We start from the raw sequence: 25,351 nt of genomic DNA on the forward strand, positions 1-25,351 counted from the left end.
CCGGCTGCTATCCCCTCCGAACGGGAACCCTGTTGCCGAACCCGGGCCCGCCGGTACTCGGGCTTTCGGGCTCGAGGAGCGACTTGCCGAGATCGAAGGACAACAGCAATCCCGCGATTTCCGTCGCACCCTCGAGACGGACCCAGTTGTCCAGGATCGTGATCTGGAAGACCGCCTCGATCGCCGGGTTCGCCGGCGAGGGGTCGATGTTCAGCGTGATGCGGCGGGAGACCCTGTCATATTCCCACATGCCGTAGAACCGGACATCGACCGTACTCCCCTCCGGCCCGCTGCTCGGCAGGAACACCCGGCCGGAAAGCGTCATCGCCGACCCGAATACGAGGCGGATGTCCGAACCGGGTGGGGCGGGGCGGATGTTGTTCGGGACCTGGGAGTTCCGCAGACTCAGTTGCTCGACCGGGCGGTACACTCCGACGATCGTGGGATGGAGGTTTCGGTACGCGGGCCCGTACGGATTGTTGTCGAATTCGCAGGCCGCCGTTCCGGCAAGAAGGCCGACGGCCAGGCCCGCGCGCGCGACTTCCCGCAGCCGCAGATATTTCACAGCTCCCTCCGCACTGATAGAACGTCCTCCGGGATCCTTCATGGAACCGCCGGGCGGGACATTTGGCGTGGCGGACTTCACCACGTCCAGGCTTAATGAAACAATGCCGGGGTGCCGGTGGCAACCCAAGTGTGCAAACACCCTTCCGGACCGGGGCGTTGCGCGCCGGGCGGCGGCTGAGCAGGGTGTCGCGCGTCCAGCGAACACTCGAGCCCCGCTCCGGCTGACATGGTCACGATACGCCCCATCCACCGCGCCCTCGTACCCGTCGATTCCGACGCCGCCCGCCGGGTGTCGGCCCGAAACTACGACGAGTTTCAGGGAGATCTCGAGATCTGGGAGGCGATTCGAGAGGCGCCGGACTCGGTGTTGAGCGTCACCATGGCGCACTGTGCGGTGGTCCGCCCCGATCGGATCATGGAGGGCGACTCGGAGGCGGCGCTGAGGCGCGCGCGACTCAACTTCGACCGGCTCCGGGCTTCCCCTCTCACGCGCGAAGCGGGGCGAGTCCTCTTCATCTACGAGATCGTGGACCCGGGGCGGCCGGGAGTGCGGCAGATCGGCCTCGGCGGGCTGGCGCGCACGGCGGAGATCCGCACTGAAGCGACGCCCGACGGCCCTATCATCCGCAACGAGGGCGTCCGTCCCCCGAAGGCGCGTGGACGCGCGCGGCTGATCGAGGCGACCCGCGCCATCATCGGGACCGTGAACAACGCCGTGCCCGACGAGTCGGGGACCTTCGCGCGGACGCTGGAGGGACGGGTCGACGGAGTCGCACCCGACTTCGCGGTCGAGGGCACGGGAGGCACCGCCCATCGGATCTGGCTCGTCCGGGAGCCCGGCGCCCTGGCGCGCCTTCAGCGGCTGCTCGCCGACGAGCCGGAGGCCTACGTGGCCGATGGCAACCACCGGAGCGCGGCCGCCGCGATGCTGGGGCACGAGTCCTTCCTCGCGGTGTTTTTCCCCGCGGACCGGATGGGGATCGCCCCCTACAACCGTCTCGTGCGGCTTCCCGGGGAATCCCCCGAGGCCGTCGAGGCGGCGGTGGCGTCGGCTCTGGAGCGTTCCTTCGCCGCCACCCTCGCCTCCGGGGGAGAGGGACCGCTTCAGCCGGAGACCACCCACGAGATCGGCGTGTACACGGCCGAAGCCGGGTGGCGGCGGGCGATGCCCCGGGAGGAGGTCCTGCGCGAGGAGGACGCGTCGGCATCGATCGACCACGACATCGTGCAGCGGACGCTCTTCGCCGAGCTCGGGATCGTCGAGGCCGGGGACGAACGCCTGACGTTCGTGGGCGCCAACAAGGATGCTGCGTGGCTCGCGGCGGAGGTCGACGCGGGGCGGGCCGACTGCGCCGTCACACTCCCTGCCGTGACGATGCGTCAGTTCATCGCGGTGTGCCGGCAGCGCCGCATGATGCCGCCCAAGTCGACCTGGTTCGAACCCAAGATCCGCAGCGGGCTGGTCATGGTGCTGCTCGAGGATCTCTGAGCGACTCCGCCCGCCCGCGGAGGGCGGCGCGGTCGACCTTCCCCAGGTGGGTCCGGGGCAGCGCGTCGACGAGGTGGGTCGCGGAGGGGGCCTTGTAGGACGCGAGGCGGGAGGCCACGAACTCCCGCAACGCCGCAGCCAACTCCGATCGGTCGGCGAGGCGTGACCCCGCGTCGGGAGGCGAAGTCGCTTCCATCGGGACGACCCACGCGACGGGTTCGACGAGGCCCGCGCGGTTCGGCACGCCGACCACGGCCGCCTCGGCCACCGCCGGGTGCTGCAGCAGGCAGTCCTCCACCTCGCCGGGGGACAGCCACTTCCCCTTCACCTTGAGCATGTCGTCGCCGCGCCCGCAGTAGGTGAAGACGCCGTCCGCGTCGCGCACGACCATGTCTCCGGACACGTACCACTCGCCCCGGAACGCCTCCGCCGTCGCCTCCGCTCGCTGCCAGTACCCCAGGGCGCGCGACCCGCCGCGCACCCGGAGCCAGCCGACCTCGCCGTGCGGAAGCTCCCGGCCCTCGTCGTCGCACACCCGCACGTCGAAGCCGGGGACGGCGCGGCCCAGCGTACCGGGGCGGACGTCCCCCGGCCGGTTGCTGAGAAAGATGTGCCACATTTCGGCGGTCCCCAGTCCGTCGAGGAGGTCCACCCCCCACGTATCCCGCCAGCGCCGGTGAAGGTCGGGGGGGAGGGCCTCGCCGGCGGAGGTGGCGAGCCGGAGACACGAGAGATCCCGGCGCGCAGCGTCGGAGTCCGCCACCATGTGCCGGATCATCGTGGGCACGTTGACCAGCACGGTCGGGCGAAACTTCTCGATCTTCGAGAACAGGACCTCTGGTGTACACCGCTCCGGGAAGAGGGCCGCCGCGGCCCCGACCGAGAAGGGGAAGAAGAGGTTCGAGCCCGTGGCGTATCCGAAGAAGAGCTTCGGCACCGAGAGCGTGACGTCGGACTCCGTCAGACCGAGGACGCGCTTCCCGTAGCACTCGGTCGTGTTGGCGAACGACGCGTGCGTCTGCACGACCCCCTTCGGCCGCCCCGTCGTCCCGCCGCTGAACAGCCACAGCGCGGGATCGTCCCGGTGCGTGGGGAACGGTTCGAGCGTGGCGGGCTGGGCCGCGAGCCGCTCCCCGAAGGCGGGTTCATCGATGATGAAGGTCTCACCGGGACCCCGGATCCCGGGACCCCAGGAAACACCGTCGCCGACCCGGTCGCGGTCTCGAGGCCGGTCTCGGTCCCCGCCTCGCGCCGCCTCGGCGAAGGCCGGCGCGCGTTCGGAGTCCGTGAAGAGGACCGCACCGCGCGTATAGCGAAGGAAGTACTCGATCTCCTCCCTCCGGAGGTACGGGTTCAGCATCACGCCGACGGCCCCGATCCGGAGCGCGCCGAACAGGGCGCCGACGAAGGCCGGGCCGTCCGGGAGGGCGATGAGGACACGTTCCTCGGGGCGGACGCCCGCCGAAAGAAGCAGGTGGCCGCACCGGTTCGCGAACGCGTCGACCTCGGCGTAGGTGAGTGCTCCGTTTTCGGTCAGGAGGGCGCGCCGAGCCCCGCGTCCCTCCCGCACCCGATCGCCGAGCAAGTACTCGGCGATGTTGAAGCGGGCGGGCGGAACGAACGTCGGTGGCGGATCGGAATCTTGCATTTCCATCGGCTGGACGGGCCGTTCGTGGCGGGAACTCGGGTCTCGCACGGTATTCTCCGGCCGCCGCGCCATCAACACGGCCCCGGCGCGGACCCTTGCGCCTCCAGCGGGGTCGGCGTAGCCACACTCCATGACCCTTCACCGGCTGCCGGACCTCACATGGGAGGATGTCGGGGCGCTCGACCTCGATCGCGCCGTCGCCATCCTGCCCGTCGGGGCGACGGAGGCGCACGGACCGCACCTGCCGCTCGACACCGACGTCACGATCGCGGTCGCGATGGCGGAGGCGGGCGGGCGGCGACTGGCGGCGCAGGGTCTTGAACCGGTGCTACTCGATGCGCTGCGGTACACGCCCGCCACGTTCGCCGCCAGCTTCCCCGGTACGATCGACATCGGGAGCGCGACGCTGGCGGCGCTCCTCACGGACATCGCGACGAGCCTGCGGCGGGCCGGGATCGGGACGCTGGCGATCGCGAACGCGCACTTCGACCCGGCCCATCTCGAGGCCCTACACGGCGCGGTATCCTCGATCAACGAGGGCGCCGCGATGCGGGCCGTGTTCCCGGACGTGACCCGCCGCCCGTGGGGAGGCCGGCTGACCGCCGAGTTCCGAAGCGGGGCGTGCCACGCCGGCCGGTACGAAGGGTCGATCGTCCTAGCCCGCAGCCCGGGGCGCGTGCGCGCGGAGGTTATGCTGGAGCTGGAGGACAACCCCGTCTCGCTCTCGTCGGCGATCGCCGATGGGGCGGCGGATTTCGTGGCCGCCGGGGGGGCGCGAGCGTACTTCGGCAGCCCCGCGGGGGCGACGGCGGAGGAAGGACGCGCTACGATCGAGGTGTTGGGGGAGATCCTCGCGGAGGCGGTGATTGAAGCCCTGGGCATCGAATGATGAGCGGAACGTGAGCGAACTGTGAGCATCGCAGGTCGCGGCGCCCTGATGACGGGGGGCGGCCGGGGCATCGGCGCGGCCGCGGCCCGTGCGCTCGCCGACCGGGGCGTCCGGATCGTCGTCTCGGCGCGCAGCACGGACGAGATCGAGGCCGTCGCCGCGGAGCTCCGGGCCCGGGGGACCGAAGCCTGGGCCGTGAGGTGCGATGTCTCGGAACCGGCCGATGTGGCGGCGCTGTGCCGGGAAGCCGCCGGGCGGCTCGGCTCCGTCGACATCCTCGTCAACAACGCGGGCGTGGCCAGTTCCGCCTCCGTGACCCGGCTCGCCCTGGAGGAGTGGACCCGGCTGTGGACGGTCAACGCCACCGGCGCCTTCCTCGCCATGCAGGGGGTGCTGCCCGGCATGATCGAACGCGGCTGGGGACGCATCGTGAACGTGGCTTCCGTCGCGGCGCTGCGCGGGGCGCGATACATCGGCGGCTACGCGGCCTCCAAGCATGCGCTGCTCGGACTCACGCGCTCGGCGGCGGCGGAAGTGGCGGCGAGCGGCGTCACCGTCAACGCGGTCTGCCCGGGCTACGTCGACACGCCGATGACGGACGCGACGATCGCGAACATCGTGCGGCGCACCGGGATGGAGGAGACCGCGGCGCTCGACGCGGTGCTGGCCACGACGCCGCAGCGGAGGCTCATCGCGCCGGAGGAGGTCGCCGCTGCGGTCGCGTTCCTGTGCGAGGAGGCCGCGCGCAGCATCAACGGGCAGACCGTCGTCCTCGACGGCGGCGCCACCTCGGCCCTCTAGGCTCGGGACGCGTGGACGGCACGGACGCGTTCGACGTCTTCAACCCGCCGGAGCTTGCGGAGCCCAGAGGCTGGAACCACGGTCTGCTGGCGCCGGCCGGCGGCAGAGTCCTCTTCATCGCCGGCCAGACCGCCGGCGGACCCGACGGGCGCGTCGAGGCTGCGGACTTCGCGGCGCAGTTTGCGCTCGCGCTCGATCGCGTGCTCGCCGTCGTTCGGGCGGCGGGCGGTGAACCCGCGCACATCGGACGCATGACCGTGTACGTGACGGACCTCCCCGCGTACCGGGACGCCCACGCCGAGCTGGGCGCGGTCTGGCGCGCCCGGATGGGGCGTCACTATCCGGCCATGGCGCTCGTGGAGGTGCGGGGACTCGTCGAACGCGGGGCGCGGGTCGAGATCGAGGCGACCGCCGTCCTCCCCGCGCGCCGCCCGCGTGAGTAGTTCAGGAACAGGTAGCCAGCCATCGCAAGGAGCCCTGCCGTGCCGTTGAACCCGGCTTCGTTTCTCTACGAGCTCGACGCGGCCACGTCGGTCGCGACGATCACCCTGAACCGTCCCGAGCGTCGGAACGCACTGACGTTCGAGGTCTACGACGAACTCCGGAACACCTTCCGCGCGCTCGACTCCGAGCCGGGCGTCCGCGCGGTCGTGATCACCGGGGCGGGCGCCGCCTTCTGCACCGGCGGGGACGTGCGGGACATCATCGGTCCGCTCCTGGAGATGGACTCCGGCGAGCTGCTGTCGTTCACCCGCATGACCTGCGACCTGATCGCCGCCATGCAGGACTGCGGGCGGCCCGTGGTCGGCGCCCTCAACGGCACGGTGGCGGGCGCCGGGGCCGTGATCGCGACCGCCTGCGACGTCCGGATCGCGACGGAGTCGGCCAGGATCGCCTACCTGTTCACCGGAGTCGGACTCTCGGGCGCCGACATGGGGATCGCGTGGCTCCTCCCGCGCATCATCGGTCTCGGGCGGGCGACGGAACTGCTGATGGCAGGCGGCTTTCTCGATGCGCGCGAGGCGCTCCGGATCGGACTCTACAACCGCGTCGTGCCCGACGGGGAGGCCCTGGCGGCCGCCACCGACCTCGCGGCGCGGCTCGCCGCCGGCCCGTCGGCTGCGCTGGCCGTGACGAAGCGGGCCCTGGAGCGGGAAGCCCACATGACGCTGCACGAGGCGCTCGACGAGGAGGCCCGAGTCCAGGCGGTCTGCATGGAGGACCCGAACTTCCGGGAAGGCTACCGGGCCTTCGTCGAGAAGCGGGCCCCGGTGTTCTCGTGATCGATTTCCACCCTGTCCGGGCCTTTCTCGAACCGGCACACCTCGAACTCGCGGAGGGAGTCGGAGGCTACGCCGCGGCGGAGTTCGCCGGACACGCGCGTCACGACGACGACGATGTGGTGCGGCTCTACGCACGGGAGATCTGCGCCTCCCTGGGGAGCGGCGGCTGGTTGAAGGCGATCGCCCGACAGGACTTCCGGGCCTGCGCCGTGACCCGCGAGACGCTGGCCTTCCATTCGCCGCTGGCCGACGCGATGTTCGCGCTCCAGGCGTTGGGTTCGACCCCGATCGCGCTCGCCGGGGACACCCGGCAGCGCCGCCTGTGGCTCGATCGCGCGGTTCGCGGGCGGGCCGTGGCCGCCTTCGCGATGAGCGAGCCCGAGGCGGGGTCCGACATCGCGGCCATGCGCTCGACGGCCGTTAGGGACGGGGACGGGTACGTCCTGAACGGCATCAAGACGTTCATCTCGAACGCCGGGATCGCGGACTTCTATCTCGTGTTCGCGCTCACGGACCCCGGCGCGGGCGCGGAGGGCATCTCCGCCTTCCTGCTCCCCACGGAGACGCAGGGGTTTCGCTTCGTGCGGCCGCTGCTCATGGCCGAGCCGCACCCTCTGGGCGAGATCGCGCTCGAAGACTGCCGGTTGCCGGCGTCGGCGCGGGTCGGGGGCGAGGGCGAAGGATACCGTCTGGGGCTGGCCACGCTCGACCGCCTGCGGCCCACCGTCGGTGCGGCCGCATGCGGGATGGCGGGGCGCGCCCTGCACGAGGCGATCCACCACGCCCTGACGCGCCGGCAGTTCGGGCGGGCTCTGGCCGACTTCCAGATCACGCAGGAGAAGGTGGGCCGCATGGCCACCGACCTCACCGCCGCGCGGCTCCTCGTCTACCGTGCCGCGTGGGAACGCGACGGCGGAGCGGAGCGTACGGACGTCGAGGCCGCGATGGCCAAGTCGTTCGCGACCGAAATCGCACAGGGCGTGGTGGACGACGCGGTGCAGATCCTCGGCGGCAGGGGGGTGCTGGCGGACCACCCCGTGGACCGGCTGTACCGCTCCGTGCGGGCCCTCCGCATCTACGAGGGCGCGACGGAGATCCAGCGCCTCATCATCGCGCGCCACCTGTTCGATGCGGCGCGGGCCGGGCGCGACGAGCCGCTCGGGTGAGCCGGACGCTCCGGTCGTGAAGCCGTGAAGATCGTCTGCGTGGGCGGCGGCCCCGCCGGGCTCTATTTCGCGATCCTCATGAAGCGCTCCCATCCGGACCACGAGATCGTGGTGCTGGAGCGTAACCGCCCGGGCGACACCTACGGTTTCGGGGTTGTCTTCTCCGACGCCACGCTCGAGGAACTGGCCGCCGCCGACCGCGAGAGCTACGAGGCGATCACGGAGTCGTTCTACCACTGGGACGACATCGACATCCACTACCGGGGCGAGCGCCTCATCTCGACCGGCCACGGGTTCAGCGGACTCTCGCGCGCCGCGCTGCTGGAGATCCTCGAGGCGCGGGCCCGGGCGCTCGGCGTCGAACTCCGCCACGGGGTCGAGGTCGCGTCGGAGGAACGCTGCGCGGGCGCCGATCTCGTCCTCGCCGCGGACGGCGTGAACAGCGGCATGCGTGCGCGGTACGCCGACGCGTTCGGCCCCCGCATCGACCTCCGCCCCAACCGGTTCGTGTGGCTCGGGACGACGAAACCGTTCCCGGCCTTCACCTTCCATTTCAGGGAGACCGAACACGGGCTGTGGCGCGTCCACGCCTACCAGTACCGGAGCGCCGCCCCGGCCCCGGAGGCGATCTCCACCTTCATCGTCGAGGCGACGGATGCCACCTGGCGCGCGGCCGGCATGGACACCGCCTCGGAGCGGGAGACGGCCCGCTTCCTCGAGGAGGTCTTCGCGGAAGAACTGGGATCGCACCGGCTGATCCGGAACCGGTCGATCTGGCGCAGCTTCCCCACCGTCCGGAACCGCGCCTGGCGGCACGGCAACATCGTGCTCGTGGGCGACGCCGCGCACTCCGCGCACTTCTCCATCGGGTCCGGCACCCGTCTCGCCATGATCGACTCGATCTCGCTCCACGAATCGCTCCTCGCTCACGACCTCGAGGTCGCGCCCGCGCTCGAGGCCTACGAGACGGCCCGGCGGCCCGAGGTCGAGAGCGTGCAGCGCGCCGCGCAGGCCAGCCTCGAGTGGTTCGAGGGCACGGAGCGGTTCATGGAAACGGAACCGCTCCAGTTCGCGTTCAATCTCATCACGCGCAGCCTTCGCATCACCCATTCCAACCTCGCCGTGCGCGACCCGGCGTTCACGGCGCGCGTCGACCGCCGGTTCGCGGATCGGGCCGCGGCGGCGGGAACATCTCCCGTCGTAAGCGACCCTGCCCCGCCTCCGTTGCTCGCGCCGTTCCGGCTGCGTGGACTCGAGCTGAGGAACCGGGTCGTCGTCTCCGCCATGTGCCAGTATTCGGCCGAGGACGGCACGCCGGACGACTGGCATCTCGTGAACCTCGGCAGCCGCGCGATCGGCGGGGCCGGGCTCGTGATGTCGGAGATGACCGACGTGAGCCGGGAGGGCCGCATTTCGTTCGGCTGCACGGGCATGTACGAACCGGCGCACGTGGGCGCGTGGAAGCGGATCGTCGACTTCGTGCACCGCCACTCCGCCGCCGCGATCGGCATGCAACTCGGGCACGCGGGCCGGAAGGCGTCCACCCGGCTGTCCTGGGAAGGCGACAACGAGCCGCTGGAGGCGGACGGGTGGCCGATCATGGCCGCGTCGCCCGTGCCCTGGTTCGAGCACAGCCCCGTGCCCCGCGAGATGACGCGCGAAGACATGGACGTGGTGACCGGCCAGTTCCGCCGCGCCGCGGAGATGTCCGAGGAGGCGGGCTTCGACCTGCTGGAGATCCACTTCGCGCATGGATACCTGCTGGCGAGCTTCATCTCCCCCCTCACAAACCTTCGCGAGGACGAGTACGGGGGAGACGTGGACGGACGGCTGCGGTTCCCGCTCGAAGTGCTGACCACCGTGCGGAGCGTGTGGCCGGCGGAGAAGCCGATCTCGGTGCGGATCTCGGCGGTGGATTGGGCGGAGGGCGGGTTGACGGCGGACGGGGCGGTCGAGGTCGCCCGGCGTCTGCAGGCCGCGGGCGTCGACATCATCGACGTTTCGGCGGGGCAGACCGTCCCCTGGCAGAAGCCGGTCTACGGTCGTCAGTACCAGACGCCGTTCTCGGACCGGATCCGGCACGAGGTCGAGATCGCGACCATGGCCGTGGGCAACATCTCGTCGTTCATGGACGTGAACACGATCCTCGCCGCGGGGCGCGCGGACCTGTGCTGTCTCGCCCGCGCCCACCTGTGGGACCCATACTGGACGCGGCACGCGGCCTACGCCTCGGGGGCGCCGCTCCCCTGGCCGCCGCAGTATTCGTCGCTGGACGGCTATACCCCGAGGTTCGAGTGGGGCTACTGAGGGAGACCATGGCGCACGAGAAATACACGACCTACTCCGGCTATCTGCACCTCGAGGACTTGCTGTCGCTCCAAGTGGAGCGGTCGGGCGGGAACGGGGACCACGAGCACGATGAGATGCTGTTCATCATCATCCATCAGGTGTATGAATTGTGGTTCAAACAGCTCCTGCACGAACTCGAGTTCGCGCGTGACCGGATGGCGGCGGACGACATGCCGCGGCTCCTGCACACCATGCAGCGCATCCTCACGATCCTCAAAGTCCAGGTCGCGCAGCTGGACATCCTGGAGACGATGCGGCCGCTCGAATTCCTCGCCTTCCGGCAGATGCTCGAGGAGGCGAGCGGACTCCAGTCGTACCAGTTCCGTGAGCTGGAGTTCGTGCTCGGCCACAAGCGGACATCGGTGTTCAAACGATACCCCGACGGGAGTGACGCGCGGAAGCGGCTCGAACGTCGCTACCGGGAACCCTCGTTGTGGAACGCCTTTCTGGGGTTTCTGGACGCGCGCGGGCACTCGATCCCGCGGGAAGATCTGGGCCGCGACGTCACGGCGCCGACCGAGCCGTCGGCGGGCGTGCAGGCCGCGCTCGTCCGGCTTTACCGCGAGGATCCGACGCTGGTCCAGTTGTGCGAGCGGCTCGTCGATCTCGACGAGGGGCTGCAGGAATGGCGCTACCGGCATGTGAAGATGGTCGAGCGCACCATCGGAACGAGGCCCGGGACCGGAGAGACGGCTGGGGCCGCGTATCTCAGGGGGTCGCTCAACAAGCCCGTGTTCCCCGACCTGTGGGCGATCCGCACGGACCTGTGACGGCGTTCGAACCCGAGGAGCTGTACGGGGAACCGAACGCCCTCGCCCGGCACTATTCCCGCTTCCGGGTGGCCGAGAGACTCCTGCTCACGGGGCACTCGCACCAGGCGTGGCCCGACTGCGGGTTCGACGGCCAGCGCCGGGCGTGGGAGGACGCGGCCCGCCTCGTCGACGCGAAGTGGGAGGAAGCCTTCGCGCGGGCGGATCGGGTACGGGCGGGATTCGCCGCGCTACTCGGGGCGCCGGGTCAGCCGGACGGCGGGGACTACGCCCTCGGCGGCAACACGCACGAACTCGTGATCCGCTTCCTCTCCGCGCTCTCCCTGCGCACCCGTCCGCGGCTGGTGACGACGGACGGCGAGTTCCATTCGATCCGACGCCAGCTCGAGCGGCTGGAGGAGGAGGGGCTCGCCGTGGCTCGCGTTCCGGTGGACCCGATCGACTCGCTCTCCGAGCGGCTGTGCCGGGCCGTGGATGACGAGACGGCGGGCGTCCTCCTCTCGGCGGTCCTGTATCGCGACGCGCGCGTCGTCGCGGGCCTCGGGCAGGTCGCCGAGCGGTGCGAGCGGGTCGGAGCAGCGCTTCTTGTGGACGCCTACCACGCTCTCAACGCGATCCCGTTCGACCTCTCGCAGCTCGAGCTCGGGCGCGCTTTCGTGGTGGGGGGAGGATACAAGTACTGCCAGCTCGGCGAAGGGAACTGCTTCCTTCGCGTCCCGCCGGGCTGCCGGCTGCGGCCGGCCGTGACGGGGTGGTTCGCGGAATTCTCGACACTGCGCCGGGGGGGGGACGCGGGACGCGTGCGCTATGGACCGGGCGCGGAACGGTTCGCGGGGAGCACGTACGACCCGACCAGCCACTACCGGGCCGCGGAGGTGTTCGACTTCTTCCGCGACCACGGACTCTCCCCGGAGTTTCTGCGCACGGTGAGCCGCCACCAGGTTGGACATCTTGCGGAGGCCTTCGATGCGCTCGATCTCGACCCCGGGCTCATAGACCGGGAGCGGGGGATCCCGCTGGAGGCGGTCGGAGGGTTCCTCGCGCTGCGGACCGCGCGGGCGCGCGAGTTCCACGAGGCGCTCGTCGAGCGCGGTGTGGCGACGGACTACCGCGACGATCTGCTGCGGCTGGGTCCGGCCCCTTACCTCAGCGACCGCCAGCTGGTGGCCGCGATCGCCGCCCTTGGCGACGCGGCCACCGCGCTCTAGTCGGCGTTTCAGTCGCCGCGAGCGGCGTAGCGGGCGGCCCAGATGAGGTCGTCGGGGCTGTCGACGCCCCTTGTGATCGCGTCGAGGTCGCCGCTCCCGGGGAGGTCGCCGGCCTCGACGTAACGGACGCGCAGCCGGTCCAGGAAGCTCATCATGGACGGCGAACGGACGCCCACCTCCGACTGCTGCGCCAGGAGCCGGCCGACGACCTCGCCGGCGGCGCGGCGATAGGCGGCGCAGAGCGGCTGGCGTCGATCCCGTGCCCGGGGGACGACGGCGTCGGCTTCCGGAGCCGCTGCGAGGGCTTCGCCGAGCCCGTCCACAACGTCGCGGCTGACGAAGGGCAGGTCGCCGGCCAGCGCGACGCAGATGGGGGCGGATGCGGCCTCGAGTCCGGAAGCGAGCCCCGCGAGGGGGCCGAGATCGGACACCGGATCGGATACGATCAGGAGGCGACGACCGGCCGGATCCCCGAAGGCCACCGAGCCGGGCGGACCGCCGGCAACGGGGGCGGCCGGCTTCCATGCTTCCGCGCGGAGGGCGCGCTCAAAGGGCGAAGCCTCGCGCACCGCGAGCACGCGGTCCGCGATGTGCGATGTCGCGTCGAGGAGGCGAAACAGGATGGCGCGGCCCCCGATCTCGACGAACGGCTTGGACCGCCCGAGGCGGCGCGAACGTCCGCCGGCGACGATCACCACCGACCGGGTGGGCTCGCTCACGCTCCGGCTTCGGGCGGTCCTTCGGCGCCATCCCGCTGATCCACGCCGAGCTCCGCGAGCAGGCCGGCCACCCGCCGGCGGATGTCATCGCGGACCGCCCGGAACTCCTCACCCGGAAGGTCCTTCGGATCCCGAACTTGCCAGTCTATCCGCCGGCGGGCGGGCACATGAGGACACGCGTCGCCGCAGCTCATGGTGACGACCGTGTCGAACAGCCCGGGCGGCACGCCGTCCAGCCCCTCCGACCGGTGGACACCCAGATCGTAGCCCACCTCCGCCATGACCTCGATCGCGCGCGCGTTCACGGCGCCCGACGGACTGGATCCTCCGCTCGACGCCTCCACCCGGTCTCCGGCCAGCATTCGCGCGAAGGCCTCCGCCATCTGGCTCCGGCAGGAGTTCTCGACGCAGACGAAGAGGAGCCGGGGCCGCATCCGCGTCACGCTTCCGTTTCCGTGATCCCGACTGCCGTCAGCCTCCGAAGACGTTGACCTGGCGGCTGAACTTGAGGATCAGCGAGCGACCCTGGGGTCCGTGCAGATCCTGGATGCCCTGGATGTCGTTGTAGACGATGAACAGGCCGGTCCCCGCAGTGTTCAGCCACCCGAAACGCACGTTGGCGGAGAAGGTGTCGAGCTGCGTCGAGTACTGGACGAGCGACTGCAGATAGATCCGGGGCGTGAAGAAATACCCGAAGTTCACGCCGGCCAGCGTCGTGACGAAGTCCCCCTGCTCCAGCTTGACGTCGTTGTAGTCGAGCCGCAGCGACGTGCTGAACGAGGAACCCGACCGCACGGTCACGGTGCCGTTCGCGCTGCGGCGCGAACCCGACAGGAACGACCCGGCGTTCGCCCCCCCGTTGAAGGAGAGCTTCGCCGACTCGTTCGTCCAGAAGCGGATCTGCCCCTCCCATCCATCATACGTCCCGACCGGCACGGTGACGTCCGTCCCGAAGATCGTGAACGGCTCGTACAAGCCCTCCCGCACCCAGTTCACTCCGGTGTGGGCCTCCATGCCGTCCTGGAACTCCCAGTGCTGGTCTATGTGGAGGCGAGCGGATTCCTCGAACCCGCGCTGGACGCCGGTCTTGTCGCTCCGGAAGGTGAAGTAGGAGACGTGCGGGCGGAGTTCGCGGAAGATTCCGCCCGGGTGGATGTTGTGCAGCAGAAAGACCTGATAGTAGTTGTGGCCCGAGCGGCGCAGGAAACCGACCTCGGGGTTGAAATTCTCCCCGAAGTACTGGTACTGGAGGTTCCCCCGCCACTTGCGGGTGTTGAGGCCGAACGTCGCGTCGAAGGCCTGGTCGGCTCGGGTCAGGCCGGGTGTTTTCGTCTGCGCGCCCCACCCGGTCAGCGTCCACGCCTCGCCCAGCCCGAGCTGCCCATCCACGGCGTACGTCCGGTTGTAGTCGCCGGCGGCGCTTCCGTCGCGGTTGATGAAGGCCGCGCCGATGCGCGAGCGGTTGGGCAGCTCCCGCGCCACGCGCGCGACTGAATACGCGTTCGGATCCTGGACTCCCTCGATCCGGTCGGTCGCGATCTGCAGCAGCCCGACGTTGAACCCCGCGGCGCGACCCGAGACGCGGAGCCCCCCCATGATCGGCACCTGCCGCCCGTTGGCGATCCCGATGCGCCGACTGAAGAAGAGGTCTGCCCCGCCCCCGCCGACCGTGAAGAACCCGGCGTTCTCGAGGAAGAAGGGGCGCTTCTCGGGGAAGAGCAGGCTGAAGCGGGTCAGGTTGACCTGCTGGTCGTCCACCTCGACCTGCGCGAAGTCCGTGTTGTACGTCGCGTCGAGCGTGATCCCCTGCGTGATCTGGAGCTTGGCCTCCCCGCCGAACTCGTAGCTCCGGTCGAAGGCGGTCTGGCCGCCGGCGTAGTCGCGCGCGGCCGAGCCCAGCAGGTAGGGCGTGACGGAACCCAGGCGATGGAAGGGCAGCTCGAGGCCGGTCAGGTGGCCCGCGTAGTTGAGGCGGTAGAGGTTGAACTCGCGGGGGACCGCGGACCAGAACGACTCCTCGTTCCGGCGGCGGATCTGGCGCGAGACGTTGAACCCCCAGATCGGGTCGTTCCCGTACCGGAGCGTGTTGAAGGGGATCCGGAACTCCGCGTACCAGCCCTCGCCGTCGCGGCTCGTCGCGACGTTCCAGGATCCGTCCCAGTTCTTGTTGAAGCCGCCGCCGGCGCCGGACTGCATCCGGCGCTGCGTGTTGAAACCGCCGCCGAGAAAGAAGCCGCCTCCCTGTCCCTCGTTGGCGACCTGGCCGTCGTACTCGATCCCCGCCGGCGTCGTCCCGAACACGAACGCGTTCTGGTAGTCGTGGTACGTATCGAACGCGAGCAGAATCGCGTCGGACTCGGAGACCTCGGTGTCCCGGATCCGGTCTCCCGGGATGATCGCGTCCGCATCCCCATCCCAGGCCCACACGCCGACGTAGATGGCCGCGTCGTCGTACACGAGACGGACTTCGGTGCGTTCGGACGCCGGCTGCCCATCGAACGGTTCGCGCTGGATGAAATCCGTCATGATGGGGACGGCCTGCCAGGCCGCGTCGTCCAGCACTCCATCGACCGCGGGCGCCTGCGCCGCACGGGTCGCGAGGCCCTCCAGCGGCGCGGGCGGCTCTTCTTCCGGTTCATGCTGCCCAGGACCGTCCTGCGCCCGCAATTCCGACGCCGGGACCGACATGGCGATGAGACAAACGGCCCCCAGGCCGAGCCGACAGCCGGGAAGACCAGGCTTTCTTCGCAAGCTCATGTGATGCACACCTTGAACGATGAATCCGCACGTACCAAGCTGCAAAATGTACGCCGGGACATCGAGATCGGCGAACACCCGAAGCTGAACACAAACATGAACACCCAAGGCTCGCCGGCGGTTGCGGGCCCCGCCACCCAAGAGCTATGTTCAATATCATGAACAGTGTTCAATTACGACTCCGGTTCTTCCGGGAAGATGTGGTGGGCCTGTCTCTGCGGGAGTTTCGACGGCGGATTAACGCCGAACTCCCGGACCAGGCCCGGCTGAGTCTCGGGACCCTCTCCAACTACGAGCGCTCGGAGGACCCTCGGCCGAGAGCGGGGCCGCGGGCCGAGTTCATCGCGGCGCTCAAGCGGGCCTTCCCTCCCGTCCGGCTGGAATGGTTGATTCTGGGCGAGGGCGAACCTACGTCCGTGGCGGAGATCCTCACCGCGCCCGAGGGACTGGAGACGAAGGCACAGGCAGGGGAGGGTTCCTCGTTCGCCGCCAGCGTGCTGGCTCGCTACCCCGATCTCGAGCTGCTCTCGCCGGAAGCGTCCGCGGTCTTCATGTCCGCGTTGACCCGTCTGGCCATGGGCGAACCCAGGCTGGCGCTCGACGAACAGGGGCTGCTGGAACTGGCGGGCGACCTGCGCTGGCTCCTCCTCCTTCCGCTGGGGGCGTGGGGCTTCCGCCACGCGCCTCCCTATCGCGCCTTCTCCGACTACACGGTCGCCATGATGCACGCGCTGAGCCAGCTGATGCCGGAGAGCGGCGAGGGCGACCCGATCGGCGATCACGCCGCCTCGATCCTCCCGCGACTGCGCGGTTTCCGCCCGGTCGGATTCCAGTCGGTGGTCGGGACCCGAGGGGGAGGCTAGGTTCTTTCACCGGGTCTTCGTCGGATGGGGTGACATGGGGTGGTCGTGGGAGCGAAGGCGGCATTCGTGGCGAGCCTCTCGGAGCGCGGAGGCCCTTCGCCTGACTCTTCCTGCACAACCCGGACATACATGGCAACCCCCATCGAGCAGACCGACGATCTGGAGCGTGCGCTCCGAGCCTTGACCCGCCCCGAATGGCGGGGCCTCCCGGCCGAGGACCTCATCGCGATGTACCGCGTCATGTACACCTCGCGGATGATCGACGACCGCGAAATCGCGATGAAGCGGCAGAACCGGATCTTCTTCCAGATTTCGAGCGCGGGACACGAAGCGGTCTGCGTGGCGGCGGGGCGCGTGCTGAGGCCGGGCCATGACTGGTTCTTCACCTACTACCGCGACCGCGCGCTCTGCCTCGAACTCGGCATGACCCCGTACGAGATCTTCCTCGGCGACGTGGGCGCGGCCGAGGACCCGTCGACCGGCGGCCGGCAGATGCCGGCGCACTTCGGCCGCACGGATCTCAACATCGTCACCTCCTCGAGCCCGACCGGCACGCAGTTCAACCAGGCGGTGGGGTGCGCGGAGGGGATCGTTCGCGCCCGGGTGTCCGGCCTGGAAGACCGGCTCGACTCGCGGGTGCCGAACGTCAAGCCGGACGAGATCGTCCTCGTGTGCACGGGGGAGGGCACCACGTCGGAAGGAGAGTTCTGGGAGGCGCTCAACAGCGCCTCCACCCTCGAACTTCCCATCCTCTTCCTCGTGGAGGACAACGGGTACGCGATCTCCGTCCCGGTCGAGGTGAACACGGCCGGCGGCAGCATCTCGAAGATCGTGCGCGGGTTCCCCCACCTCTACGTGGAGGAAGTCGACGGCACCGACCTGCTCGAGAGCTACGACGTGGTGCGGCGGGCCGCGGCCCACGTGAGATCCGGACGCGGTCCGGCGCTCGTCCACGCGCACGTCATCCGCCCCTACAACCACTCCATGTCGGACGACGAGCGGCTCTACAAGCCCGAGAGCGAGCGGGACCTCGAGGCGGCGCGCGACCCGCTGGTCACCTTCGGCGCCTACCTCGTGCGGGAGGGCGTGCTGGAGTCCCACGAACTCGAGAGCCTCAAGGCGGAGATCAAGGACGAGGTGGCGGATGCGGCCGACCGGGCCGCGACCCGCCCCCAGCCGAGTCCGGAGTCCATTTATACGCACGTCTACTCACCCGACATCGATCCTGCGTCGAGCGCCTTCGAGACCGAGCCTCGCTTCGAGTCGGAGGGGAAGCCCACGACGATGGTCGACCTGCTGAACGCCTGCCTGCGGGACGAAATGCGGCGCGACCCGACGATGGTCGTGTTCGGGGAGGACGTCGCCGACGCGAGTCGCGAAGAAATCCTCGAGGAGGTGAAGGGCAAGGGTGGCGTGTTCAAGGTCACGCACGGCCTGCAGCGAGAGTTCGGCTCGGTCCGCGTGTACAACTCGCCGCTCGCCGAGGCGAACATCGTCGGACGCGCGATCGGGCTCGCCGTGCGGGGCCTCAAGCCGGTCGCCGAGATCCAGTTCTTCGACTACATCTGGCCCGCCTACCACCAGTTCCGGAACGAGGTCGCGACCTTCCGCTGGCGCTCCAACGGGGCGTTCAAGTGTCCGCTCGTCATCCGTACGACCTACGGGGGGTATCTGACCGGGGGCGCGATCTACCATTCGCAGACCGGCGCCTCGCTCTTCACGCACACGCCGGGCATGCATGTGATCTGCCCCTCGAACGCCGTGGACGCGAACGGGCTGCTGCGGACGGCGATCCGCTGCGACGACCCGGTGCTCTTCCTCGAGCACAAGCACCTGTACCGGCAGACGTACAACAAGGGCGTCTATCCCGGCCCGGACTACATGATCCCGTTCGGGAAGGCCGCGTTCGTGGAGACGGGAGACGATCTCACGATCGTGACCTACGGAGCCATGGTGGAACGCACGCGCAAGGCGCTCGCGAAGCTCGATCGGGCCGGGGAGCCGGTGAGCGCCGACCTCATCGACCTGAGGTCGCTGAACCCGGTCGACATGGACGCGATCACGCGCTCCGTGAAGAAGACGAACCGCGTGCTCGTGGCCTACGAGGACGCGAAGTCGTGGGGCTACGGGGCGGAGATCTCGGCCCGCCTGGCGGATGAACTGTTCGAGTGGCTCGACGCGCCGATCCGCCGCATCACCTCGACGGACACCTTCATCGGCTACGCGCCCTCGCTCGAGAACGCGTCGCTGCCCCAGGTCGACGACATCGCAGAGGCGATCGTGGAACTCGCGACCTGGTAGTCCGGCCGCGCCGGGTCCCCCGTGCCGTTGGCTACCCCTGTACCCGGTGGCGGGAGCGCCACGCGCGGATGTGCGCCTTGAGTTCCATGCGGGTCACGCCGGGGCCGCACCAGTCGAGGCGAGGGCCGTAGGCGTCGAAGTGGGGGAGCGTCGAGTCGTGGATCCACGCCGGCTCGAGGCCGTGGCTCCTGCCCCACGTTTCCAGCTCTTCGCGCGAGAGATCGCTGTACACGTGACACAGCGGGTCGCCCTTCATGATGCCGAGCCGGGGGATGTCCTTCCGCGCCGTGTGGTAGTGGTAGCGGATCATGCGTCTCGCTCAGCGGCCGGGGGCCCGGGCACGGAGCGGAGTTCCTCGAGCGCCTCGAGGCTGCGCGGCCAGTCCTTCCCCAGCAGCCGGGAGAGGGACCGGTCCGCGAGCACCTTCCCGCCGGTCTGGCAGGCGGCGCAGTAGTTCGTCTCGTTGTCCGCGTAGCGGATCCGCTGGATCGGCGCCGAGCAGTCGGGGCACGGCCGGCCGTACTTCCCGTGCACCGCCATGGCGTCGTGGAACGCGGTCACCTTCTCCGGGAACTCCCCCTCCAGGTCGTTACGCAGCCGACGCACCCACGCCTCGAGCGTGTACCGGGTGGCGTCGAACAGCCGGGCGATCCCGTCTTCATCCAGCCGCTGCGTCCACTTGATCGGCGACAGCTTCGCCCGATGGAGGATCTCGTCGGAATAGGCGTTGCCGATGCCCGAGAAGAGCCGGGGATCGGTGAGCGCGCGCTTGAGGGTGTGGTTGCGGGTCGTCAGCACGTCGCGAAACGCGGCCCGCCCGATTCGCAGAGGTTCGACGCCGCCGGGGTCGTGGCGGGCGAGACCCTCCTCTCCGCGCTCGACGTGGAGTGAGGCGCGCTTCTTCGTGCCGGCCTCCGTGAGGAGGAGGCTCCCGTGCGCGAAGTCGAAGGAGGCGAGACCGAGCCGGCGCGGGATCTTCACGCCGGGGTCACGCCACCGGAGCCGTCCCGCGATCATCAGATGGAGCACGAGCCAGAGTTGCGGTGCGGCGGCGGCCCCCAGACCCATCGCGATGCGCTTCCCCACGCGCCGCAACTCGACGACCTCGCGTCCATGCGCCTCGGCGAGCGGCGGCTCCACGCTCCTCAGGAGGAACGGACTCGCGAGCCGTACGCGCTCGAGCGTGTGCCCGAGGACTCGCGCCTCGAGAGCTTCGAGATAGACCGTGATGTCGGGAAGTTCCGGCATCGGCGCCCTCCCGGCGGCGAATCGCCGTACAGCGCGGCTCCGCGCTCTCGACCGCTAGCAGTCGCCGCCGGAGCCGGGTGAGGGACCGTGCGCGTGGCCGTGCGCATGGCCGGCCTCGTTCGGCTTGTCGAGGGTGTTCCGCAGGTCCTGTACATAGTCCGGGTGCTCGCGGTCGAACGCCGGTCAGGCGTGCTCGGAGGCGAGGATGATGCCGCCGATCGCCCCCATGCCGCCGTCCGGCGCCGGGCCGGGGAGCGGGTTCGTGTACTGCACCGAGGCGCGATAGACGTGATCCTTCCGGATCCTCACCCCGCCGCGCCACCACGCCATACTGATCGGGACCCGGCGGCCTCATGCTCGTGCGCCCGGGCTCCGTGCTCGTGGACCTGGGCGACTTGCGGCCGGGGAGAGAGCAGGCATGAGACCAGGGCCAGGAGCGCGGCCGCGGCGAACCCGGTTGTCGATCCCTTCATGCGGCTTCCGTCAGAGTCCGGCCCCGGGGTCGGTGCGGCGCACCGGTTCAGCCCGGGAAGGGCACGTCGAAGTGGGTGTAGTTTTTCTCGGTGAACGCGTCGTACTGCTCCGGCACCTCGTCGTCCGGAAAGATCGCTTCGACCGGACATTCGGGGACGCAGGCTCCGCAGTCGATGCACTCTTCGGGGTGGATGTAGAACTGGTCCTCGCCCTCGTAGATGCAGTCGACAGGGCACACGTCAACGCATGACGCGTCCTTCGTGGCGATACACGGTTCGGTGATGATGTAGGTCATGCGCGAGAAGATACCGGGGGGGTGCGGGGGGAGCAATCGGGTCGAGACAGGGCTCGCCGGGACCCGGCGGGTTGGTGCGTCGCGCGCGACCCGGTATCTTTTGAGGTTTCGCGCGCGAGGCGTGCATGTACGTCCGAACGAGGAGCGAGAGGGCCGAAGGTTGAAGCCGCTCGAAGTCATACAGGGAGGGGACGGGGCGCCGGACGCCTGGCCGTCGCGCAAGCCGCGCTGGCTCAAGGTGCGGGCGCCCGGCGGGCCCAACTACATGCGCCTCAAGGAGCTGATGCGGGGGCTGGAACTCAGCTCCGTGTGCGAGGAGGCGCAGTGCCCGAATATCGGGGAATGCTGGGAAGCGGGGACGGCGACGTTCCTCGTCATGGGAGACGTTTGCACCCGCAACTGTCCGTACTGCGCGATCGCGCACGGACGGCCCGAGGAACTGGATGAAGACGAGCCGCGGCGGGTCGCGGAGGCGGTCGAGCGGCTGCGGCTGAACCACTGCGTGATCACCTCCGTCGACCGGGACGATCTGCCGGACGGAGGCGCCTGGATCTTCGCGGAGATGATCCGGGAGATCCGTCTGCGGCGGCCCGGGTGCTCGATCGAGGTCCTCACCCCCGACTTCCGGGGCAACCCGGACGCGATCCGCACGGTGATCGCGGCCAGGCCGGAGATCTTCAACCACAACATGGAGACGGTGCCGCGGCTGCACCGGGTCGCCAGACCGGGCGGACGGTACGACCGCTCGCTCGCGGTGCTGCGCACGGGCCGCGAACTGGACGATGAGGTGCTGATCAAGACCGGCATCATGCTGGGGCTGGGGGAGACCGCCGCGGATATCGACGAGTTCATGGGCGACGCCCTGGAGGCCGGCGTCCAGATCCTCACGCTGGGCCAGTACCTGCGGCCGTCGCCGGACCATCTCCCGATCGACCGCTACGTGACGCCGAAGGAATTCGAGCGCTGGAAGGAGATCGGCGAGTCGCGCGGCTTCCTTCACGTCGAGAGCGGACCGCTCGTCCGCTCCAGCTACCACGCCCGCGAGCAGGTACTCGAACTGCGGCAGCGGGTCGCGGCGCTGGCGGCGGCCGGATGAGCGCCGCGTCGAGTTCCGGCCCGTCCGTGGCCGCGGTATCGGACGGGACAGGCGCCGGGCCGCGGGAGGATCTCGAAGCCTTTCTCGGGCTCTCGCGGGAAGAGTGCCTCGAACTCCTGCGGCAGATGGTCGTTGCGCGGCGCTTCGAGGAGAAGGCGGCGGAGGTCTACCAGATCGGGAAGATCGGCGGCTTCTGCCATCTCTACACGGGACAGGAAGCCGTCGCCGTGGGGGCGATCTCTCCGCTGCGCCCGGACGACTACGTGATCACGGCCTATCGCGAGCACGCCCAGGCGATCGTCCGCGGCATCACGCCGAACGCGGTCATGGCCGAACTCTACGGGCGCGCGGACGGGTGCTCCAGGGGCATGGGCGGCTCGATGCACATGTTCGACGCCTCGCTCAACTTCATGGGCGGACACGGCATCGTCGGCAGCCATTTGCCGCTCGCGATCGGGGCCGGCTACGCCATCCGCTACCGCGGCGGAGACCAGGTGTGTCTCTGTTTCTTCGGCGATTCCGTCGTCAACATCGGGGCCTTTCACGAGTCGGTGAACATGGCCGCGCGCTGGAAACTCCCCGTCATCTTCCTCCTCGAGAACAACCAGTACGGGATGGGCACCGACTTCCGGCGCGTGTCGGCGGTGAAGGAACTCAAGGACCGCGGGCGGGGATACGCCGGGCTCACCTCCCTCGCCGTGGATGGCATGGACCTGCTCGCGATGCGGCAGGCGGTGGAAGAAGCGATCGAACGAGCACGGGACGAGAAGACGCCGAGCTTCATCGAGGCCCGCTGCTTCCGGTACATGGGCCACTCGATGGCGGACCCGACCCACGGCACGTACCGGACGCGCGAGGAAGTGGAGAAGTGGCGGTCGGACGATCCCATCCTCTCCTTCTCGCGCCGGCTGATCGAGGCGGGCCGGCTCAGCGAAGAGGAGTACCAGATGATGGACCGCGAGGCGATCGAGGTCGCGGAGGCGGCCGCCGCGTTCGCGGACCGGAGCCCCTTCCCCGATCCCGAGGCGACCTATCGCTACGTGTACTCGGACGGGTATCCGGACGACATGCGGCGGCGCGACGCGTGGCGGAAGGAGTTCCGCTGATGGCCATCCGCACCTACCGGGAAGCGCTGAACGAAGCCCTCCGCGAGGAGATGGCGCGCGACGACTCGACCTTCATCATCGGTGAGGAGGTGGGCGAGTACGATGGCGCCTACAAGGTCACCAGGGGCCTGCTCGACGAGTTCGGGGAATGGCGCGTGCGCGACGCGCCGATCGCGGAGCTGGGGTTCGCGGGGCTCGGCGTGGGCGCGGCGATGGCCGGTCTTCGCCCGATCGTCGAGTTCATGACATGGAACTTCGCCCTCCTGGCGATCGACGAGGTCGTGAACTCGGCGGCGAAGACGTACCAGATGTCGGGTGGGCAGTACAACGTGCCCATCGTCTTCCGGGGACCGGGCGGCGCCGCGCTGCAGCTCGGGGCGCAGCATTCACAGTCGCCCGAACCCTGGTACAGCTACGTGCCGGGGCTGAAGGTGGTCGCACCCGCCACGGCGCGGGACGCGAAGGGGCTCCTCAAGAGCGCGATCCGCGATAACGATCCCGTTGTCTTCATCGAGAGCGAGATGATGTACAACCTCGTGCGGGACGAGGTGCCGGAGGAGGAATACCTGACCCCGATCGGGAAGGCGGAGGTGAAGCGCGAGGGGTCCGACGTGACGATCGTGTGCCATTCGAAGATGGTGCACCAGTCGCTGGCGGCGGCGCGGGCGCTGGAGAAGGAGGACATCGACGCCGAGGTGCTGGACCTGCGCACGGTCCGCCCGCTCGATGTGGACGCGATCGTGGCCTCGGTGAAGAAGACGAACCGGGCCGTGGTGGCGGAGGAAGGGTGGCCGATGTGCAACATCGGCGCGCAGGTCGTGGACGACATTCAGCGAGAGGCGTTCGACTCGCTCGACGCTCCGATCGCACGCGTGAACGGGCTGGACGTCCCGATTCCGTACGCGAAGAACCTCGAGAAGCTGGTGATTCCCAACGCGGAGCATGTGGCGGAAGCGGTGCGCCACGTGTGTTACGCGAGCTAGCAGCCCAGGGGCCCCGATGGCGACGAAGGTCGTGATGGCGCAGCTGAGCCCGACGATGGAGGAGGGCAAGCTCATCGAGTGGAAGGTCGCCGAGGGCGACACCGTCTCGCAGGGCGACATCGTCGCGGAGATCGAGACGGACAAGGCGAACATGGACGTCGAGGCGCTCGGCGGCGGCGTGCTGCGGAAGATCGTCGTGCAGGCGGGCGCCACGGTGCCCGTCGGCGCGCTGATCGGCGTGATCGCGGCGCCGGACGAGTCGATCGACGCGCTGCTGGCCGAGGCGGCGGCCGCGCGGACGGCCGAAGCCGCGCTGCCCGAGCCGGCCGTAGCCCCGCCGGAGGACGCCACCGCAGTCGAGGAGCCGGTCGGGGCGACGGAAGCCCGGACGGCCGACGAGCCCGCCGGGGCGGGCGCGGGCGCGGGAACGCGCGCGGCCGGGGGCCGCATCAAGGCCTCGCCCGTGGCACGTCGCATGGCCGCGGAGGGCGGGATCGCCCTGGCCAGCCTGACCGGCTCCGGCCCCGGCGGCCGCATCGTCAAGGCCGACGTCGAGGCCGCGCTGGCCTCCCGCACCGCCGCCGCCCCGCCCCGCGGGCCGACGCCGGTCCTCCCACCGCTCACCCCGGCGCCGCCGCCCCTCCCGCACCTCGAGGATCGGGTCGAGGAGCCGAGCCAGATGCGCAAGGCGATCGCGCGCCGCCTCGTCCAGTCGATCGGCCCCGTGCCCCACTTCTTCCTCACGACCGAGGTCGACATGGGACGGGCGCTGGAACTGCGCGCGGACCTCAACGCCCGCTTCGCCGAGGGCAGGATCGGGGTCAACGACCTCCTCCTGAAGGCGACCGCGGAGGCGCTCAACCGTCATCCCGCGGTGAACGCCTCGTGGGAGGAGAACGCGATCCGTTATCACGGAGCCGTACACCTCGGGATCGCGGCCGCCGTCGACGGCGGCCTCATCACCCCCGTCCTGCGCGATGCGGGCCGCAAGGGGCTGCGGCGGATCTCGACCGAGGCGCGGGACCTCATCACGAGGGGGCGCGAGCGGAAGCTCGCCCCGGAGGAATACCAGGGCGGCACGTTCTCGGTCAGCAACCTCGGCATGTTCGAGATCGACCAGTTCACGGCGATCATCAACCCGCCGGAAGCCGGCATCCTCGCCATCGGGCAGACGGTCGAGAAGCCCGTGGTCGTTGCCGGCGAGGTCGTCGGACGCAAGCGGATGCGCGTGACGATGTCGTGCGACCACCGCGTCATCGATGGCGCCATGGGCGCGGCGTTCCTCGGCGCCTTCAAGGCGATGCTCGAAAACCCCCTCGAGATGCTGCTCTAGCGGCTC

24 protein-coding genes are annotated in these 25,351 nt (G+C 69.8%); 15 read left to right on the forward strand and 9 right to left on the reverse strand.

Translation table 11 applies throughout. The annotated features are described in order from the left end of the window. Nucleotides 1-7: 7 nt before the first annotated feature. Nucleotides 8-565 (reverse strand): hypothetical protein, encoded by a 558-nt coding sequence (locus ACOOHF_RS04150; RefSeq protein ID WP_420463496.1) that lies wholly within the window; start codon nucleotides 563-565, stop codon nucleotides 8-10. 228 nt (nucleotides 566-793) lie between these two features. Between ACOOHF_RS04150 and ACOOHF_RS04155 the strand changes: the two genes are divergently transcribed. Continuing rightward, nucleotides 794-2,056: a DUF1015 family protein gene (locus ACOOHF_RS04155; RefSeq protein WP_419936017.1), complete on the forward strand. Its 1,263-nt coding sequence runs from the start codon at nucleotides 794-796 to the stop codon at nucleotides 2,054-2,056. Here the strand turns inward: ACOOHF_RS04155 and ACOOHF_RS04160 are convergent. Further along, on the reverse strand, nucleotides 2,031-3,704 hold the full coding sequence (locus ACOOHF_RS04160) for a benzoate-CoA ligase family protein (protein WP_420463497.1): 1,674 nt from the start codon (nucleotides 3,702-3,704) through the stop codon (nucleotides 2,031-2,033). The two genes, ACOOHF_RS04155 and ACOOHF_RS04160, sit on opposite strands and share 26 nt — an antisense overlap. A 130-nt stretch (nucleotides 3,705-3,834) precedes the next feature. Between ACOOHF_RS04160 and ACOOHF_RS04165 the strand changes: the two genes are divergently transcribed. The 8 genes from ACOOHF_RS04165 to ACOOHF_RS04200 are packed head-to-tail and all read left to right on the forward strand — an operon-like array spanning nucleotide 3,835 to nucleotide 12,170. Next, nucleotides 3,835-4,593, forward strand: a complete 759-nt coding sequence (locus tag ACOOHF_RS04165; protein ID WP_419936015.1) for a creatininase family protein — start codon at nucleotides 3,835-3,837, stop codon at nucleotides 4,591-4,593. Between the two features lie 21 nt (nucleotides 4,594-4,614). Next, nucleotides 4,615-5,394 (forward strand): SDR family NAD(P)-dependent oxidoreductase, encoded by a 780-nt coding sequence (locus ACOOHF_RS04170; protein ID WP_420463498.1) that lies wholly within the window; start codon nucleotides 4,615-4,617, stop codon nucleotides 5,392-5,394. Nucleotides 5,395-5,405: 11 nt separating this feature from the next. Then, the gene (locus ACOOHF_RS04175) at nucleotides 5,406-5,837 is read left to right on the forward strand and encodes a RidA family protein (protein WP_420463499.1); all 432 of its coding nucleotides are present in this window, start codon (nucleotides 5,406-5,408) and stop codon (nucleotides 5,835-5,837) included. Nucleotides 5,838-5,876: 39 nt separating this feature from the next. After that, nucleotides 5,877-6,677 carry an enoyl-CoA hydratase family protein gene (locus ACOOHF_RS04180; protein WP_419936012.1) on the forward strand — a complete coding sequence of 267 codons (801 nt, stop codon included), beginning with the start codon at nucleotides 5,877-5,879 and terminating at the stop codon, nucleotides 6,675-6,677. Continuing rightward, nucleotides 6,674-7,843 (forward strand): acyl-CoA dehydrogenase family protein, encoded by a 1,170-nt coding sequence (locus tag ACOOHF_RS04185; protein WP_420463500.1) that lies wholly within the window; start codon nucleotides 6,674-6,676, stop codon nucleotides 7,841-7,843. The genes ACOOHF_RS04180 and ACOOHF_RS04185 overlap by 4 nt, the downstream gene beginning before the upstream one ends. Before the next feature lie 24 nt (nucleotides 7,844-7,867). Further along, nucleotides 7,868-10,150 (forward strand): bifunctional salicylyl-CoA 5-hydroxylase/oxidoreductase, encoded by a 2,283-nt coding sequence (locus ACOOHF_RS04190; protein ID WP_419936010.1) that lies wholly within the window; start codon nucleotides 7,868-7,870, stop codon nucleotides 10,148-10,150. 8 nt (nucleotides 10,151-10,158) lie between these two features. After that, complete coding sequence (locus ACOOHF_RS04195) at nucleotides 10,159-10,962, forward strand: tryptophan 2,3-dioxygenase (protein ID WP_420463501.1); 804 nt, start codon at nucleotides 10,159-10,161, stop codon at nucleotides 10,960-10,962. Then, nucleotides 10,959-12,170, forward strand: coding sequence for a kynureninase (locus tag ACOOHF_RS04200; RefSeq protein WP_420463502.1), 1,212 nt, complete (start codon nucleotides 10,959-10,961; stop codon nucleotides 12,168-12,170). Before ACOOHF_RS04195 ends, ACOOHF_RS04200 begins: the two co-directional genes overlap by 4 nt. A gap of 8 nt (nucleotides 12,171-12,178) precedes the next feature. Here the strand turns inward: ACOOHF_RS04200 and mobA are convergent, their stop codons facing one another. Genes mobA through ACOOHF_RS04215 form a run of 3 tightly spaced genes read right to left on the reverse strand, consistent with a single transcriptional unit; the run spans nucleotide 12,179 to nucleotide 15,646 of the window. After that, on the reverse strand, nucleotides 12,179-12,889 hold the full coding sequence (mobA, locus tag ACOOHF_RS04205; protein ID WP_420463503.1) for a molybdenum cofactor guanylyltransferase: 711 nt from the start codon (nucleotides 12,887-12,889) through the stop codon (nucleotides 12,179-12,181). Next, complete coding sequence (locus ACOOHF_RS04210; RefSeq protein WP_420464330.1) at nucleotides 12,886-13,323, reverse strand: arsenate reductase ArsC; 438 nt, start codon at nucleotides 13,321-13,323, stop codon at nucleotides 12,886-12,888. Before ACOOHF_RS04210 ends, mobA begins: the two co-directional genes overlap by 4 nt. A 37-nt stretch (nucleotides 13,324-13,360) precedes the next feature. After that, the gene (locus ACOOHF_RS04215) at nucleotides 13,361-15,646 is read right to left on the reverse strand and encodes a DUF5916 domain-containing protein (protein ID WP_420463504.1); all 2,286 of its coding nucleotides are present in this window, start codon (nucleotides 15,644-15,646) and stop codon (nucleotides 13,361-13,363) included. 158 nt (nucleotides 15,647-15,804) lie between these two features. On the opposite strand from ACOOHF_RS04215, the gene ACOOHF_RS04220 reads away from it, so the two are divergent. Both ACOOHF_RS04220 and ACOOHF_RS04225 read left to right on the forward strand, forming a co-directional pair. After that, a complete protein-coding gene (locus ACOOHF_RS04220; protein ID WP_420463505.1) occupies nucleotides 15,805-16,509 on the forward strand; it encodes a hypothetical protein in 705 nt (234 codons plus the stop codon). Between the two features lie 129 nt (nucleotides 16,510-16,638). Beyond that, the gene (locus tag ACOOHF_RS04225) at nucleotides 16,639-18,810 is read left to right on the forward strand and encodes an alpha-ketoacid dehydrogenase subunit alpha/beta (protein WP_419936004.1); all 2,172 of its coding nucleotides are present in this window, start codon (nucleotides 16,639-16,641) and stop codon (nucleotides 18,808-18,810) included. 31 nt (nucleotides 18,811-18,841) lie between these two features. Here ACOOHF_RS04225 and ACOOHF_RS04230 read toward each other — a convergent pair whose 3' ends face one another. The 4 genes from ACOOHF_RS04230 to ACOOHF_RS04245 form a co-directional block, all read right to left on the reverse strand. After that, on the reverse strand, nucleotides 18,842-19,120 hold the full coding sequence (locus ACOOHF_RS04230) for a hypothetical protein (RefSeq protein WP_419936003.1): 279 nt from the start codon (nucleotides 19,118-19,120) through the stop codon (nucleotides 18,842-18,844). After that, nucleotides 19,117-20,058, reverse strand: a complete 942-nt coding sequence (locus ACOOHF_RS04235; RefSeq protein ID WP_420463506.1) for a DNA-formamidopyrimidine glycosylase family protein — start codon at nucleotides 20,056-20,058, stop codon at nucleotides 19,117-19,119. Before ACOOHF_RS04235 ends, ACOOHF_RS04230 begins: the two co-directional genes overlap by 4 nt. Before the next feature lie 183 nt (nucleotides 20,059-20,241). Then, nucleotides 20,242-20,367, reverse strand: coding sequence for a hypothetical protein (locus ACOOHF_RS04240; protein ID WP_420463507.1), 126 nt, complete (start codon nucleotides 20,365-20,367; stop codon nucleotides 20,242-20,244). 211 nt (nucleotides 20,368-20,578) lie between these two features. After that, entirely contained in the window at nucleotides 20,579-20,827 is a 249-nt protein-coding gene (locus ACOOHF_RS04245; protein ID WP_419936000.1) for an indolepyruvate ferredoxin oxidoreductase subunit alpha, read from the reverse strand. A 160-nt stretch (nucleotides 20,828-20,987) separates the two neighbouring features. Here ACOOHF_RS04245 and lipA point away from each other — a divergent pair, with 160 nt between their 5' ends. Genes lipA through ACOOHF_RS04265 form a run of 4 tightly spaced genes read left to right on the forward strand, consistent with a single transcriptional unit; the run spans nucleotide 20,988 to nucleotide 25,345 of the window. After that, entirely contained in the window at nucleotides 20,988-21,923 is a 936-nt protein-coding gene (gene lipA / locus ACOOHF_RS04250) for a lipoyl synthase (protein ID WP_420463508.1), read from the forward strand. Further along, a complete protein-coding gene (gene pdhA, locus ACOOHF_RS04255) occupies nucleotides 21,920-23,029 on the forward strand; it encodes a pyruvate dehydrogenase (acetyl-transferring) E1 component subunit alpha (protein ID WP_420463509.1) in 1,110 nt (369 codons plus the stop codon). The genes lipA and pdhA overlap by 4 nt, the downstream gene beginning before the upstream one ends. After that, nucleotides 23,029-24,012 (forward strand): pyruvate dehydrogenase complex E1 component subunit beta, encoded by a 984-nt coding sequence (locus ACOOHF_RS04260; RefSeq protein ID WP_420463510.1) that lies wholly within the window; start codon nucleotides 23,029-23,031, stop codon nucleotides 24,010-24,012. The genes pdhA and ACOOHF_RS04260 overlap by 1 nt, the downstream gene beginning before the upstream one ends. A gap of 34 nt (nucleotides 24,013-24,046) precedes the next feature. Further along, nucleotides 24,047-25,345 (forward strand): dihydrolipoamide acetyltransferase family protein, encoded by a 1,299-nt coding sequence (locus ACOOHF_RS04265; RefSeq protein ID WP_420463511.1) that lies wholly within the window; start codon nucleotides 24,047-24,049, stop codon nucleotides 25,343-25,345. Nucleotides 25,346-25,351: the final 6 nt, after the last annotated feature.

It is taken from the genome of Candidatus Palauibacter sp. (assembly GCF_965216145.1).
Taxonomy (GTDB): Bacteria; Gemmatimonadota; Gemmatimonadetes; order Palauibacterales; family Palauibacteraceae; genus Palauibacter.

Excerpts from the sequence above, each read along its gene's own strand:
- ACOOHF_RS04160 (WP_420463497.1), bottom strand. The coding sequence starts at position 3,704 with ATGCAAGATTCCGATCCGCCACCGACGTTCGTTCCGCCCGCCCGCTTC.
- ACOOHF_RS04155 (WP_419936017.1), top strand. The coding sequence starts at position 794 with ATGGTCACGATACGCCCCATCCACCGCGCCCTCGTACCCGTCGATTCC.
- ACOOHF_RS04195 (WP_420463501.1), top strand. The coding sequence starts at position 10,159 with ATGGCGCACGAGAAATACACGACCTACTCCGGCTATCTGCACCTCGAG.
- ACOOHF_RS04220 (WP_420463505.1), top strand. The coding sequence starts at position 15,805 with ATGAACAGTGTTCAATTACGACTCCGGTTCTTCCGGGAAGATGTGGTG.
- ACOOHF_RS04225 (WP_419936004.1), top strand. The coding sequence starts at position 16,639 with ATGGCAACCCCCATCGAGCAGACCGACGATCTGGAGCGTGCGCTCCGA.
- ACOOHF_RS04265 (WP_420463511.1), top strand. The coding sequence starts at position 24,047 with ATGGCGCAGCTGAGCCCGACGATGGAGGAGGGCAAGCTCATCGAGTGG.
- pdhA (WP_420463509.1), top strand. The coding sequence starts at position 21,920 with ATGAGCGCCGCGTCGAGTTCCGGCCCGTCCGTGGCCGCGGTATCGGAC.
- ACOOHF_RS04260 (WP_420463510.1), top strand. The coding sequence starts at position 23,029 with ATGGCCATCCGCACCTACCGGGAAGCGCTGAACGAAGCCCTCCGCGAG.
- ACOOHF_RS04215 (WP_420463504.1), bottom strand. The coding sequence starts at position 15,646 with ATGAGCTTGCGAAGAAAGCCTGGTCTTCCCGGCTGTCGGCTCGGCCTG.
- ACOOHF_RS04165 (WP_419936015.1), top strand. The coding sequence starts at position 3,835 with ATGACCCTTCACCGGCTGCCGGACCTCACATGGGAGGATGTCGGGGCG.
- ACOOHF_RS04245 (WP_419936000.1), bottom strand. The coding sequence starts at position 20,827 with ATGACCTACATCATCACCGAACCGTGTATCGCCACGAAGGACGCGTCA.
- ACOOHF_RS04210 (WP_420464330.1), bottom strand. The coding sequence starts at position 13,323 with ATGCGGCCCCGGCTCCTCTTCGTCTGCGTCGAGAACTCCTGCCGGAGC.
- ACOOHF_RS04230 (WP_419936003.1), bottom strand. The coding sequence starts at position 19,120 with ATGATCCGCTACCACTACCACACGGCGCGGAAGGACATCCCCCGGCTC.
- ACOOHF_RS04235 (WP_420463506.1), bottom strand. The coding sequence starts at position 20,058 with ATGCCGGAACTTCCCGACATCACGGTCTATCTCGAAGCTCTCGAGGCG.